This is a genomic window from Duganella sp. GW821-FHT01E12, from assembly GCF_059422325.1.
Genome location: NZ_JBWKWR010000014.1, coordinates 144739 through 158001, shown reverse-complemented (window position 1 = coordinate 158001; position 13263 = coordinate 144739). Strand labels below are relative to the sequence as shown.

The following is a 13263-nucleotide window of genomic DNA, read 5'->3' as shown; positions in this document are numbered from 1 at the left end:
GCCGCCCTGCCTGATGAACTGGCAATAAGCCATTGGGGTCAAGTCTGACATTCGGACACGAGCTCTACCGTAGGCACGGCCTACGGTAGAGCTCGTGTCCGAATGTCAGACTTGACCCCCAGCCCACGGCACAGGCCGTGTCCGAATGTCAGACTTGACCCCAACTAGACTTTGAGGAATTCTTCGCGGCCGCCCAGCCAGCGGGCCAGGTGGGCTTCGACGGTGGCGGCTTTTTCGGGGGTGTTGGCGTGGAGGAGGTCGTGGGCGACGTCGCGCGCCTGGTCGACCAGCCAGCCGTCCGTCTCCAGGTCGGCGAAACGCAGCATCGCCTGGCCGGATTGGCGGGCGCCGAGGAATTCGCCGGGGCCCCGGATCTCCAAGTCGCGTCGCGCGATCTCGAAACCGTCGGTGGTTTCGCGCATCGTCATCAGGCGCTGCTTGGCGACGCCTCCCAGCGGGCTTTGATACAGCAGCAGGCACACCGACGCCGCCGATCCCCGTCCCACTCGCCCGCGCAGCTGGTGCAGCTGCGATAAGCCGAAACGCTCCGCATGCTCGATCACCATCAGCGATGCATTCGGCACGTCCACGCCCACCTCGATCACGGTGGTGGCGACCAGCACCTGCATCTCGTTGGCGCTGAAGGCGTCCATCACTGCCTGCTTCTCGGCCGGCTTGAGGCGGCCGTGCACCAGGCCCACGTTCAGGTCCGGCAGCGCTTCGGCCAGCAGCGCGTGCGTGTCGGTCGCTGTCTGCAGCTGCAGCGCTTCCGATTCCTCGATCAGCGGACAGACCCAGTAGATCTGCCGTCCTTCCAGCGCGGCGGCATGCACACGCTCGATCACTTCGTCGCGCCGGTTCTGGTCGATGGCGCGGGTGACGATGGGGCTGCGGCCCGGCGGCAGCTCATCGATCACCGACACTTCCAGGTCGGCGTAATAGGTCATTGCCAGCGTGCGCGGGATCGGCGTGGCCGACATCATCAACTGGTGCGGCACCGCGCCCTCGACGCCCTTGTTGCGCAAGGTAAGCCGCTGCCCCACGCCGAAGCGGTGCTGCTCGTCGACGATCACCAGCCCCAGGTTGGCGAAGTTCACCGCCTCCTGGATCAGCGCGTGCGTGCCGATCACCAGCTGCGCCTCGCCCGATTCGATCAGCGCATACGCGGCCAGCTTTTCCTTTTTCTTCAAACTGCCCGTCAGCCACGCGACCTTCACGCCCAAGGGCTCCATCCACGCGGCGATCTTGCGGAAGTGCTGGTCGGCGAGGATTTCGGTCGGCGCCATCAGCGCGGCCTGGTAGCCGCTGTCAATGGCCTGCGCGGCGGCCAGCGCCGATACCACCGTCTTGCCGCTGCCGACGTCACCCTGCAGCAGCCGCTGCATCGGATATGGATGGCGCAAGTCGTTGCGGATTTCGTTGAGCACGCGCTGCTGCGCGCCGGTCAGCTTGAACGGCAGCGCGGCCTGGAAGCTGGCCGATAAGGCGCCGATCACCGTCAGCGCCGCCGCACCCTTGGCGCGGCGCGCACGCTGCGCGCGCTTCAAAGACAACTGCTGCGCCAGCAGCTCATCGAACTTCATGCGCGTCCACGCCGGATGCGAGCGGTCGAGCAGCGCATGCTCGTCCACCTGCTGCGGCGGATAGTGCAGCAGCTTCACCGCCGGCTCGAAGTCGGACAGCTGCATCCGCGCGCGCAGCTGCTCGGGCAGCGTGTCGGTCCAGTCGACCCGCTTCATCGCATCGCCGATGGCGCGCCGCAGTATCGGCTGTGACAGCCCCTCGCCCGACGGATACACCGGCGTCAGGGAAGTGGGCAGCGGCGCGCCCTCGTTCACCACCTTGTAGGCCGGATGCACCATCTCGGCGCCGAAGAAGCCGTGTTTCAACTCGCCGCGCGCGCGCACCCGCGTGCCCTCGGCCAGCTGCTTGACCTGGCTGCCGTAGAAGTTCATGAAGCGCAGCTGCAAATCGCCCGTCTCGTCGGCGATATGCACCAGCAGCTGCTTGCGCGGCTTGTAGGTGATTTCATTTTTGACCACCAGGCCCTCGACCTGCGAGGTCTCGCCGCCGTGCAGCCGGGCCTCTTCGATGGTGATGACCTGGGTCTCGTCCTCGTAGCGCATGGGCAGGTGCAGCACCAGGTCCATATCGGTGTGCAGGCCCAGCTTGGCCAGCTTGGCTTCCGGGCTGACTGTCTTTTTGACGGTTTTCGAGGTTGAAACAGGCATATTGGAGCGTTTTTCGGGCACTAGCGTAAAATAGAGGGTTGGCCGCAGCAAAGCAACGCCGGTATTGTACGACTTGCACCGCCTTCGGGCCTATCCGAATTTTCTTCAACAGTTTCCAGAAGTCCGCAAATGTACTCGCTTTCCGATTTCGATTTTAACTTGCCGCAAGAGCGTATTGCGCAATTCCCGCTGCCAGACCGCAGCGCCTCCCGCCTGCTGCACCTGGACGGCGAGCAGATCATCGACCGCCAGTTCGCCGACATCGTCGGCCTGCTGCAGGCGGGCGACCTGCTGGTGATGAACGATACGCGCGTGCTCAAGGCGCGCTTCTTCGGCGTCAAGGAGAGCGGCGGCAAGATCGAGGCGCTGGTCGAGCGCGTGCTGGACAACCGCACCGTGCTGGCCCAGGTGCGCGCCTCCAAGTCGCCCGGCCCCGGCGTCAAGATCCGCCTGGCCGACGCCTTCGACGTCACCGTCGGCGAGCGCGCCGGCGAGTTCTACACCCTGCATTTCGACGCCGACGTGTTCGACCTGATCGAGGCCCACGGCCGCTTGCCGCTGCCGCCCTACATCGAGCACGACGCCGATTCCTTCGACGAGACCCGCTACCAGACCGTGTTCAACAAGGTGCCGGGCGCGGTGGCCGCGCCGACCGCCGGCCTGCACTTCGACGAGAAGCTGCTGGCCGAGCTGAAGGCCAAGGGCGTCAACTTCGCCTACGTCACGCTGCACGTGGGCGCCGGCACCTTCCAGCCGGTGCGCGCCGAGGTGCTGGCCGAGCACAAGATGCACACCGAGTGGTACACCATGCCGCAGGAAACCGTGGACGCCGTGCGCGCCACCCGCGCCGCCGGCCGCGATGTGGTGGCGGTCGGCACCACCAGCCTGCGCGCGCTGGAATCGGCCTCGCAGAGCGGCCAGCTGGAGGCGGGCAGCGCCGATACCGCGCTGTTCATCACGCCCGGCTACCAGTTCAAGACGGTCACCCGTCTGATCACCAATTTCCACCTGCCGAAGTCGACCCTGCTGATGCTGGTGTCGGCCTTCGCCGGGTTTGAAGAGATCCGCAAGGCCTACGCCCACGCGATCGCCAATGAATACCGTTTCTTCAGCTATGGCGACGCCATGCTGTTGACGACACAAGCACGAGCAAAATAAGGAACAATATGCTGGAATTTAAACTGCACAAGACCGACAGCAGCGGCCTGACCAAGGCCCGCCGCGGCGAAGTCAAACTGAACCACGGCGTGGTCCAGACCCCGATCTTCATGCCGGTCGGCACCTACGGCTCGGTCAAGGCGATGTCGCCGCTGGAACTGAAGGAAATCGGCGCCCAGATCATCCTGGGCAACACCTTCCACCTGTGGCTGCGCCCGGGCAACGACGTCATGGCCAAGTTCGGCGGCCTGCACGACTTCATGGGCTGGGACAAGCCCATCCTGACCGATTCCGGCGGCTTCCAGGTGTTTTCGCTGGGCGCGATGCGCAAGATCACCGAGGAGGGCGTGCACTTCAACTCGCCGATCAACGGCGACAAGCTGTTCCTGTCGCCCGAAGTGTCGATGCAGATTCAGCGCGTGCTGAACTCGGACATCGTCATGCAGTTCGACGAATGCACGCCTTATGAAATCGACAACCGCCCGGCCACGCTGGACGAGGCGGCCAAGTCGATGCGCATGTCCCTGCGCTGGGCGCAGCGCTCGATGGACGAGTTCAACCGTGGCGAGAACCCGAACGCGCTGTTCGGCATCGTCCAGGGCGGCATGTTCGAGAACCTGCGCGACGAATCGCTGGCCAAGCTGGAGGAGATCGACTTCCCCGGCCTGGCCATCGGCGGCCTGTCGGTCGGCGAGCCGAAGGAAGACATGATGCGCATCCTGGCCCACGTCGGCCCGAAAATGCCGGCCAACAAGCCGCACTACCTGATGGGCGTGGGCACGCCGGAAGACCTGGTCAACGGCGTGTCCAACGGCGTCGACATGTTCGACTGCGTGATGCCGACCCGTAACGCCCGCAACGGCTGGATCTTCACCCGCTTCGGCGACGTGAAAATCAAGAACGCGCGTTACAAGGAAGACAAGGAACCGCTGGACAGCAGCTGCTCCTGCTATGCTTGCCGCAATTTCTCGCGCGCCTACCTGCACCACCTGAACCGCACCCAGGAAATCCTGGGCGCGCGCCTGAACACCATCCACAACCTGCACTACTACCTGGACATCATGCGCCAGATGCGCGAGGCGCTGGATGAGGACCGTTTCCACGCCTGGACCCTGCAATTCCACGCCGACCGCGCGCGCGGCGTTTAATTTTGTTGTAACTCTTGTAAAAAGATTTATCTTACCCAGATACCCGGAAGTCCTCCCGGCTTCCGGCCAGTGCTAGAATACAGCGCTATTTTTTCAAACTATTATCGGAGTCACCTGTGTTCATTTCCAACGCTTACGCCCAATCGGCTTCCCCACTCGACGCACTCGGCCTGGGCGGTAACCTCACCAGCTTCCTGCCGCTGATCCTGATGTTCGTGGCGATGTACTTCCTGATGATCCGTCCTCAGCAGAAGCGCGCCAAGGAACAGAAGGCCATGATGGACGCGCTGGCCAAGGGCGACGAAGTCGTGACCGCCGGCGGCGTGCTGGGCAAGGTCACCAAGGTGACCGACCTGTACGTGACCATCGAAATCTCCAGCGGCGCCGAAATGACGGTGCAGAAGAACTCGGTCACCATGCTGCTGCCTAAGGGCACGCTCAAGGCGCTGTAATCACGCCCCGGCCCGCCGCGCGCGGGCCGTATTGCATCCGACGCCTAACACTGAACGTTGAACAATATGAATCGCTATCCCCTCTGGAAATACATACTGATCGTAGTGGCCATCCTGCTGGGCGCGCTGTACACCGCGCCCAACTACTATGGCGAATCGCCTGCGGTCCAGGTCACGAGCGGTAAATCGACCGTCAAGATGTCGTCCGCCATGACCGCCAAGGTGGAAGAGGTGCTCAAGGGCGCCGGCATCGCCACCAACGGCATCGCCTTCGACGGCACCGGCACCTACGCTTCCGTGCGCGCCCGCTTCGCCGATCCGGACACCCAGTTCCGCGCCAAGTCGGTGCTGGAAAAGGGCTTGAACGCCGATCCGGCCGATCCGACCTACCTGGTCGCGCTGAACCTGCAAAAAGACACGCCGAAATGGCTGCAATCGCTGCATGCGCTGCCGATGTACCTCGGCCTCGACTTGCGCGGCGGCGTGCACTTCCTGATGCAGGTCGACACCAAGGCGGTGCTGGCCAAGCGCGTGCAAGGCATCCAGGCCCTGGCCCGTACCTCGCTGCGCGATAAGAACGTGCGGCACGCCGGCATCGACCGCGTGGGCGACACCATCGAAATCAAATTCCGCGACGACGCCACCCGCCAGAAGGCCAAGGACGTGCTGCAAGGCCAGATGGCCGATTTGCTGTTCGTCGATTCCGGCGAAGGCGACGCCTTGAAGACCACCGTCAGCCTCAAGCCGGCCGCGCTCAAGCAGACCATCGACGACGGCGTCAAGCAGAACATCTCGACGCTGTCCAAGCGTGTGAATGAGCTGGGCGTGTCCGAGCCTGTGCTGCAGCAGCAAGGTCCCGACCGCATCGTGGTCCAGCTGCCGGGCGTGCAGGACGTGGCACGCGCGCGTTCCGTGATCGGCCGTACCGCGACCCTGGAAGTGCGCATGACCGACAATTCGATCACGCCGGGCACTGAAATGACTGCGGCGATTCCGTTCAACTCCGAGCTGTTCACCGTCGGCCGCAACGTGCCGGTGGTGCTGAGCAAGGACGTCGTCATCACCGGTGACTCGATCTCCAGCGCCACCGCCACCTACGATCAGAACCAGCAACCTGCCGTCAGCATCACCCTGAACGGCGATGGTGGTCGCAAGATGCGCGACATTACCCGCGACAACGTGGGCAAGCGCATGGCCATCGTGCTGTTCGAGAAGGGCAAGCCTGAAGTGCTGTCGGTCGCCACCATCCAGAGTGAGTTTGGCAGCAGCTTCCAGATCACCGGCATGGGCAACGCCGAGAACTCCGCCGAGCTGGCGCTGCTGCTGCGCTCCGGCGCGCTGTCGGCGCCGATGGACGTGATCGAAGAACGCACCATCGGCCCGCAGCTGGGCGCCGAGAACATCAACAAGGGCCTGCACTCGACGATGTACGGCTTCGCCGCCATCGCCCTGTTCATGGTCATCTACTACATGATGTTCGGCTTCTTCAGCGTGCTGGCGCTGGCCTGCAACCTGTTGCTGCTGGTGGCCCTGCTGTCGCTGATGCAGGCGACCCTGACCCTGCCTGGTATCGCCGCAATCGCGCTGGCGCTGGGTATGGCGATCGACGCCAACGTGCTGATTAACGAGCGTATCCGCGAGGAGCTGCGTTCCGGCGCCACGCCGCAGGCGGCGATCTCCGCCGGCTTCGACCGCGCATGGGCGACCATCATCGACTCCAACGTGACCACGCTGATCGTCGGCGTCGCCCTGTGGGTGTTCGGTTCCGGCCCGATCCGCGGCTTCGCCGTGGTGCACTGCCTGGGTATTTTGACCTCGATGTTCTCCGCCGTGTTCATCTCGCGCGGTGTGGTCAACCTTTGGTACGGCCGCAAGAAGAAGCTGCAATCGATCGCCATCGGTACCGTTTGGGTACCGGGTCTGAAATAACTCAGGGGTTCACATGGAATTTTTCCGCATCAAAAAAGACATACCGTTCATGCGCCACGCGCTGGTGTTCAACGTGATTTCCGCGTTGACCTTCGTCGCGGCCGTGTTCTTCCTGATCCACAAGGGCTTGCACTTCTCGGTGGAGTTCACCGGCGGCACCGTGATGGAACTGCGCTACCAGCAGCCTGCAAAGCTGGAGCAGATCCGCCACTCGCTGGAGAAGATCGGCTACGAGCAGCCGGAAGTGACCAGCTTCGGCACCGCGCACGACGTCATGTTGCGCCTGCCGGTGATCAAGTCGGTCACCTCCAAGGATGCGTCGCAGCTGGTGTTCACCACGCTGTGCGCGGCCGAGCAGGGCGCCCCCAAGCAGATCGACGCCGTGAGCGCCAAGGGCGAGCACGTGGTCAAATCGGCCTGCATGGACGCCGCCGGCGCCGAAGCCGTGTCGCTGCAAAAAGTCGAATTCGTCGGCCCGCAGGTGGGCGACGAGCTGGCGCAGAACGGCCTGAACGCGCTGGTGATGGTGATCATCGGCGTGATGATCTACCTGGCCGTGCGCTTCGAATGGAAGTTCGCGGTGGCGGCCATCATCGCCAACTTGCACGACGTGGTCATCATCCTCGGCTTCTTCGCCTTCTTCCAGTGGGAGTTCTCGCTGACGGTGCTGGCGGCGGTGCTGGCGGTGCTGGGCTACTCGGTCAACGAGTCGGTGGTTATCTTCGACCGTATCCGCGAAAACTTCCGCAAGCAGCGCAAGTCTTCGGTGCATGAAGTGATCGACAACGCGATCACCTCGACCATCTCGCGTACCATCATCACCCACGGCTGCACGCAGATGATGGTGCTGTCGATGCTGTTCCTGGGCGGTCCCACGCTGCACTACTTCGCCATCGCGCTGACCATCGGTATCTGCTTCGGCATTTACTCGTCGGTGTTCGTGGCCGCCGCCGTGGCCATGTGGCTGGGCGTGAAGCGTGAAGACCTGATCAAGCCGATCAAGGAAAAAGACGAAACCGATGGCGCTGTAGTTTAAACAACGTTATTGAATCGATAGTAGAATCCCCCAGCGTTTTTGACCTTGGGGGATTTTTTTATGTTGTACAGATTACTGGCCGGGGTGCTGTTTTGCTGCGCCGCGCACGGCGCCGAACTGCCTTGGGACCTGAGCTACGCCTCCGCGTTGCGCGACCATCCGATCGCCGAAAATGAGTTCATGCGCATCTGGCCGCAGCAGCATCCGCAACGGCCCATCCATCAAAAGCTGGCGGAATACGCCGGCGAGCCGATTGAAGCGTCGATGCTGATCGAGCAGCCCGATGGCCATACCGGCGATTCGATCGCGCAGTGGTTCGTCAAGACGCGCAACGGCGCGCAGCTGTGCAGCTTCCACCCCAAGCGCATGAACGATCCGTGCAAGAAGCTCGATCCCGCGCGCGTCGAAGGCGCGATCCGCGACGTGCTGCACATGAGCGATCCCTGGCCGCCGCGTGGCGACGGACTGGTGGCGGAGAAGGATTACTTCGGCCCCGGCAAGCCGATGCTGCTCAATTACTTCGGCTACGTCAGCGTGTATGTGGATGGCGTGACGTCGCAGCGTCCCATCGGTGGCGACGAGTGGGCGGAGCGGCTCGACAAATCGCGGCCCGCAGGGCCGGAAGCGGGACGCCTGCAGCAGGCCGTGGCGCGCGCCACGGAAGGCGCGGTTGAATCGGCCCCTGTCGCCGCAGCGAAGCGCACCGTCGCCGTGCCGGACAGCGAAGAACAAACGACCCGCAACGCGCTGGTCGCCGAGGTGCAGGGCTATCTTCAAAAGGCCGACTACAAAAGCCTGGAGGCGTTGCGCAAGCGCCTGCTGGACCCGACCCAGCGCACCGGCAGCGGCGTGTGGAAGCTGGCGATCTTCTACAACCAGCTGCGCTGGCGTCCGCAGGGAACGCGCGACCTGGCCTACTGGACGCGCATGGAGAACGAAGCCAAGGCCTGGGAGAAGCGCTTCCCCAAATCGAACGCGGCGCGCATGTATCACGTCTACGTGCTGCTCGGGCGCGCCACAACCTTCCGCGGCACGGCCAGATACTCCGACGTACCCAAGGAGGATGTCGAACGCATGCTGGCCTCCACGCGCGAAGCGATGGCCATCCTCAACACGCTTGAGAAGCCGATGCTGAAGGAGCGCGATCCCGAATACTACAAGGCGGTGCTGCAGGTGCTGCCGTACACGAACTTCTACAGCTTCGCCGGCGTGGCCCACACGCTGGCCGACGCCCGCAAGGAATTCCCGAACTACCACGAGACCTATTTCACCGCCGCCTTCTTCTCGACCGAGATGTGGGCCAGCGCGCCGGACGCGGTGGACGAAATCGCCCGCAGCGCCAAGTCGATGCGGACTGCCGATTCCGAGGCGATGTACGCACGCGTCTATTGGTACATGAGCCAGATGTCCTACGACGACCAGCTGTTCGAAAAAAGCCTCGCCGACTGGAGCGAAATGAAGACCAGCTTCGATGCGCTGGTGGACCGCTATCCCGATCCGTGGAACCTGAACGCCTACGCCTACTTCGCCTGTCAGGCCGGCGACTACGCGACCATGGCGGGGCTGTTGAGTCGCATCGGCGAGCGGCGCGTGTACACCAGCTGGGGCAGGGGCGGCGCGAACGCCTACGAGGACTGCGCCCGCCACGCCGGCGACGACACCAGCCACTATCTGGCCGACCTGCGCGAGACGGTCAAGAAGCGGCAATTGCGCGTCTTCTACCGCTACATCAACTACGCCGCGCAAACGCGCAAGGATGGCCGGTATGAGGAGAGCCTGCGCATCGTGCGCAAGGCCGAAGAGCTCAATCGCGTTTTGTTCAGCAAGCCGTCGATGATGGTGCAGTACCACCTCGGCCTGACGCTGCATGCGATGAAGCGCTACGAGGAGGCCTTGCAGGCGTTGTCGCTGGGATTGCAGGCGCAGCCCAGCTACGCGCCGGCTTATTTCCAGCGCGGGCTGGCCTACGAGGCGCTGGGCCGCCGCGAGGAAGCGCGCGGCCAGTTCGAAACCGCCGCCGGCCGCATGCCGGCCGAGATCACCAGCCGCGAACCGGCGCAGCGCCAGGCGGAGGAGCAGGAGCGCCGCACGATGTCGGCCAAGTTCCGCGAATACGGCATCAGTGCCCCGTTTTAAATTGGGGTCAAGTCTGACATTCGGACACGAGCACAACCGTAGCGGCCGCTACGGTTGTGCTCGTGTCCGAATGTCAGACTTGACCCCACCGGGTTAGCGGCCTGTTTTGAGCATGTCGTACAGCGCCTGCGCGGCCGGCGACAGGTGCCCAGCCTTGCGCGTGATCAGTACCAGCTGGCGCGAGATGGTCGGCTCCTTCAGCTTGATGGCGCGCAGGCGCGGATAGCTGCCCTTGAGGATCGCCAGGCCGGGCACGATGGCCGCCGCGATGCCCGATGCCACCAGCCCCACCGCCGTCGCGCTGCGCTGCACGTCGTACTGGAACTGCAGATTCAGCTCCGCGCTCTTGCTTCCCAGATAGCTGTCGAGCAGCGCGCGGTTGCCATTTACGTCGCCCGAGAAGATCAGCGGGTAGGGCTGGATCTGCGACCAGGTCAGCGAACGCCGTTTGGCCAGCGGATGGTCGTCGCGGCAGACCAGCACGAAGTGATCCTTCATCAGCGGCTCCGACACCAGCTCGGGATGCACGCCGCCTCCCAGGCCGATGCCGAATTCCGCTTCGCGCCGCTGCACCGCCTCCGCCACGCGCGATGAGGCGTAATCGAGAATCTTGATGCGGTTATCCGGGAAGCGCGCCGAATAGGCCTGGATGATCTGCGGCAGATACTGGATGCCTACCGTCGGCACGCAGGCGAGGGAGACGTCGCCGCGCTGCGCCTTGCCGGTCTCGCGGATCTCGTTGAGCGTGGACGACAGCTCATCCAACAGGCGCCGCGCCTGCGGCAGGAAATCCTTGCCAATGCTGGTCAGCGCGATGGAGCGCGTGGTGCGCTCGATCAGCATCACGCCCAGGAAGTCCTCCAGATTGCGCAGCCGCTGCGTGACTGCGGTCTGCGTGATGTGGAGTGTCTCCGCCGCCTTCTGGAATCCGCCGAAGTCCGCAATCGCGACAAAAGCCTGCACGCCGAGTGTGTCGATTTTCATCAGAAAAATGAATATATGGTCTAAATAAATTCATTGTACTTATATTTCTCCGAAGCGGAAAATTCGCCCCATTGAAACCGAAGGAGAAGACCATGCCGCTATCAACAATTTTCCTGGTGTTTTCCAGGCTGGCGCTGGTGGGCTTTGGCGGCGTGATGCCGTTCGCCTATCGCGCGCTGGTCGAGCAGCACAAGTGGCTGACGGCCGAGGAGTTCGCGAAGTACCTTGCCACCAGCCAGATGCTGCCCGGCCCCACCATCTGCAACGTCGCGCTGATGGTGGGGAACCGCTACGCCGGCACCGGCGGCGCATTGGCCGCGCTGGCCGGCATGATCGCCGGCCCGTTCATGGTGGTCATCGCGCTGGGCGTGGTGTACCAGCGCTTCGGCGAGATCGACATGTTTCGCCACGCGATACGCGGCATGGCGGCGGTGGCGGCGGGGCTGATCCTCGCCACCGCCGTGAAGATGGCGAAGGCCATGTTCGCCAAGGCCGACTGGCGCGCGAACTGCGCACGCTTGCAGGTGGCCTTGCTGGCGCTGGCCTTTATCGGACTGGGTCTGCTGCAATGGCAGCTGGCGCTGGTGTTCTGCGTGCTGGCGCCCTTGGGCACCGCCGCAACCTACCTCGTGGGAGAAGAAAAATGAACGAGCAATCGCCGGTAATGGAACTGTCGCTGCACATCGCGTTGCTGTCGCTGATGGCGGTGGGCGGCGGCGTGGTGCTGCTTGGACCGCAGGTGGGCCACTACGTCGTCGAGGGCAAGCAGTGGCTGAACAACGAGCAGTTCTCGGCCGCCTATGCGATCGCGCAGGCGGCGCCTGGACCCAACCTGCTGTTCGTGTCGCTGGTGGGTTGGCTGATCGCCGGCTGGATGGGCGCCGTCTTCACCACGCTGGCGGTGTTGGTGCCGTCGACGCTGCTGACGCTGACCGCGATACGCCTGCAGGCGCGATACGCGGGCGGACGCTTGACGCGGGCGCTGGGCGACGCTTTCGCGCCGATCTCGATAGGCTTCCTGGCCGCCACCGCCTGGCTGTTCACCCGCATCTCCAACGTCAGCTGGCATGCGGACGTGCTGACGGTGCTGGCCGCGCTGGTGCTGCTGCGCTCTAAAATCAATCCGGTGCTGCTGATCGCGGCCGGCGCGGTGGCCGGCGCGCTGGGCTTTATGTGAGCGAGCGCGCCGTCGCGCGCGACCGCAGCGACGCCGACGGGCACTGGCCAAACAGCTTGCGGTAGTCGCTGGAGAACTGGCTGAAATTGCTCAAGCCCCAGGAGCCGGCCACGTCGCCGATGGCGCCGCCGTCCTGCAGTTGGCGGCGCACGCCGTTCAGGCGCACCATGCGCAGGTACAGCATGGGGCTCATGCCCAGCACGTCCTCGAAGCAGTATTGCAGCGTGCGGCGGCTCACGTGCACGCGCTCGCACAGCTCCGGCACGGTGATCGATTCGCTGCGGTGCGCCATGATGTATTCGCGCGCCAGCGCGACCACGTGGCGGCGCCGTTGCAGGCTGGCCGCCATCGCCGGCTCCACGCAGCTGTGGTCCAGCATGTCGAGCAGGGTGGACAGCACCAGCTCCTGCCATTGCGCCGCACCATCGGCCGTGCCGTCGTCGTCGGCAGGCAGCAGCTGCGACAGGATGCGCAGGCATTTGGCGTGCGCCTGCGCTTCCACCTGCAACAGCTCGGCAGATTGCACGCGTTCCCAATCGATCTGGCAACCATAGCGCCGCGCCGTCTCGACCAGCAGCTCACGGCTGGCGACGATGCCGTAGATGCTGTAGGCGCTTGGTGTTACCAGTTCGAACTCAACGTTGCCGGGCTGCACCATGATCCAGTCGGCGGCGGTCTGGCGGCCGTTGATGCGGGTGGTGGCGCCGTGGTCGGGCAGGCCGAACCAGATGGCGTCCGGCCACACGCGGCAGGACTGGCGCACCGACTGGCTCAGGCTTTCGCGGAACACCTGCAGCTGCGGCAGGCGCAGTTCGGTGAGGGCGCCGTGGAACAGGCCGGAGCTGATCTGGTCGTAGCTTTGTTGCCAGTTGGTGAGCTTGCTGGCCAGTTCATCGGCGTCGTGCGCCATCACAGTGCGCAAATCTGGCGCACTGTGTAACAACTCTGTCGCAGTCTGGTGCATTTTGTTTTTCTCCCGCTGTTGTTATTTCTTCCCTTGGCGCCCGGCCCC

Annotated in this window: 11 protein-coding genes; 8 read left to right on the top strand and 3 right to left on the bottom strand. The window is 64.0% G+C overall.

Annotated elements, in window-relative coordinates:
• Positions 1–164: 164 nt before the first annotated feature.
• Positions 165–2231 (bottom strand): ATP-dependent DNA helicase RecG, encoded by a 2067-nt coding sequence (gene recG, locus AC07WS_RS27725; RefSeq protein WP_494732169.1) that lies wholly within the window; start codon positions 2229–2231, stop codon positions 165–167.
• A gap of 129 nt (positions 2232–2360) precedes the next feature.
• Between recG and queA the strand changes: the two genes are divergently transcribed.
• The 6 genes from queA (at position 2361) to AC07WS_RS27695 (ending at position 10090) form a co-directional block, all read left to right on the top strand.
• The gene (queA, locus tag AC07WS_RS27720; RefSeq protein WP_494732168.1) at positions 2361–3389 is read left to right on the top strand and encodes a tRNA preQ1(34) S-adenosylmethionine ribosyltransferase-isomerase QueA; all 1029 of its coding nucleotides are present in this window, start codon (positions 2361–2363) and stop codon (positions 3387–3389) included.
• An 8-nt stretch (positions 3390–3397) separates the two neighbouring features.
• Entirely contained in the window at positions 3398–4537 is a 1140-nt protein-coding gene (gene tgt, locus AC07WS_RS27715) for a tRNA guanosine(34) transglycosylase Tgt (protein ID WP_117014195.1), read from the top strand.
• Between the two features lie 116 nt (positions 4538–4653).
• Entirely contained in the window at positions 4654–4989 is a 336-nt protein-coding gene (yajC, locus tag AC07WS_RS27710; protein ID WP_494732167.1) for a preprotein translocase subunit YajC, read from the top strand.
• A 66-nt stretch (positions 4990–5055) separates the two neighbouring features.
• Complete coding sequence (gene secD / locus AC07WS_RS27705; RefSeq protein ID WP_494732166.1) at positions 5056–6918, top strand: protein translocase subunit SecD; 1863 nt, start codon at positions 5056–5058, stop codon at positions 6916–6918.
• 13 nt (positions 6919–6931) lie between these two features.
• Positions 6932–7954 carry a protein translocase subunit SecF gene (gene secF / locus AC07WS_RS27700; protein ID WP_494732165.1) on the top strand — a complete coding sequence of 341 codons (1023 nt, stop codon included), beginning with the start codon at positions 6932–6934 and terminating at the stop codon, positions 7952–7954.
• 60 nt (positions 7955–8014) lie between these two features.
• Positions 8015–10090: a hypothetical protein gene (locus AC07WS_RS27695; protein ID WP_494732164.1), complete on the top strand. Its 2076-nt coding sequence runs from the start codon at positions 8015–8017 to the stop codon at positions 10088–10090.
• Between the two features lie 93 nt (positions 10091–10183).
• On the opposite strand, the gene AC07WS_RS27690 is transcribed toward AC07WS_RS27695, so the two are convergent.
• Positions 10184–11074 carry a LysR family transcriptional regulator gene (locus AC07WS_RS27690; RefSeq protein WP_494732163.1) on the bottom strand — a complete coding sequence of 297 codons (891 nt, stop codon included), beginning with the start codon at positions 11072–11074 and terminating at the stop codon, positions 10184–10186.
• A 92-nt stretch (positions 11075–11166) separates the two neighbouring features.
• Between AC07WS_RS27690 and AC07WS_RS27685 the strand changes: the two genes are divergently transcribed.
• Positions 11167–11721 (top strand): chromate transporter, encoded by a 555-nt coding sequence (locus tag AC07WS_RS27685; RefSeq protein WP_494732162.1) that lies wholly within the window; start codon positions 11167–11169, stop codon positions 11719–11721.
• Positions 11718–12251: a chromate transporter gene (locus tag AC07WS_RS27680; RefSeq protein WP_494732161.1), complete on the top strand. Its 534-nt coding sequence runs from the start codon at positions 11718–11720 to the stop codon at positions 12249–12251. The genes AC07WS_RS27685 and AC07WS_RS27680 overlap by 4 nt, the downstream gene beginning before the upstream one ends.
• On the opposite strand, the gene AC07WS_RS27675 is transcribed toward AC07WS_RS27680, so the two are convergent.
• On the bottom strand, positions 12244–13161 hold the full coding sequence (locus AC07WS_RS27675; RefSeq protein ID WP_494732160.1) for a helix-turn-helix domain-containing protein: 918 nt from the start codon (positions 13159–13161) through the stop codon (positions 12244–12246). The two genes, AC07WS_RS27680 and AC07WS_RS27675, sit on opposite strands and share 8 nt — an antisense overlap.
• Positions 13162–13263 lie beyond the last annotated feature (102 nt).

Excerpts from the sequence above, each read along its gene's own strand:
- AC07WS_RS27685 (WP_494732162.1), top strand. The coding sequence starts at position 11,167 with ATGCCGCTATCAACAATTTTCCTGGTGTTTTCCAGGCTGGCGCTGGTG.
- AC07WS_RS27680 (WP_494732161.1), top strand. The coding sequence starts at position 11,718 with ATGAACGAGCAATCGCCGGTAATGGAACTGTCGCTGCACATCGCGTTG.
- AC07WS_RS27675 (WP_494732160.1), bottom strand. The coding sequence starts at position 13,161 with ATGGCGCACGACGCCGATGAACTGGCCAGCAAGCTCACCAACTGGCAA.
- AC07WS_RS27690 (WP_494732163.1), bottom strand. The coding sequence starts at position 11,074 with ATGAAAATCGACACACTCGGCGTGCAGGCTTTTGTCGCGATTGCGGAC.
- tgt (WP_117014195.1), top strand. The coding sequence starts at position 3,398 with ATGCTGGAATTTAAACTGCACAAGACCGACAGCAGCGGCCTGACCAAG.
- queA (WP_494732168.1), top strand. The coding sequence starts at position 2,361 with ATGTACTCGCTTTCCGATTTCGATTTTAACTTGCCGCAAGAGCGTATT.
- secD (WP_494732166.1), top strand. The coding sequence starts at position 5,056 with ATGAATCGCTATCCCCTCTGGAAATACATACTGATCGTAGTGGCCATC.
- AC07WS_RS27695 (WP_494732164.1), top strand. The coding sequence starts at position 8,015 with ATGTTGTACAGATTACTGGCCGGGGTGCTGTTTTGCTGCGCCGCGCAC.
- secF (WP_494732165.1), top strand. The coding sequence starts at position 6,932 with ATGGAATTTTTCCGCATCAAAAAAGACATACCGTTCATGCGCCACGCG.
- recG (WP_494732169.1), bottom strand. The coding sequence starts at position 2,231 with ATGCCTGTTTCAACCTCGAAAACCGTCAAAAAGACAGTCAGCCCGGAA.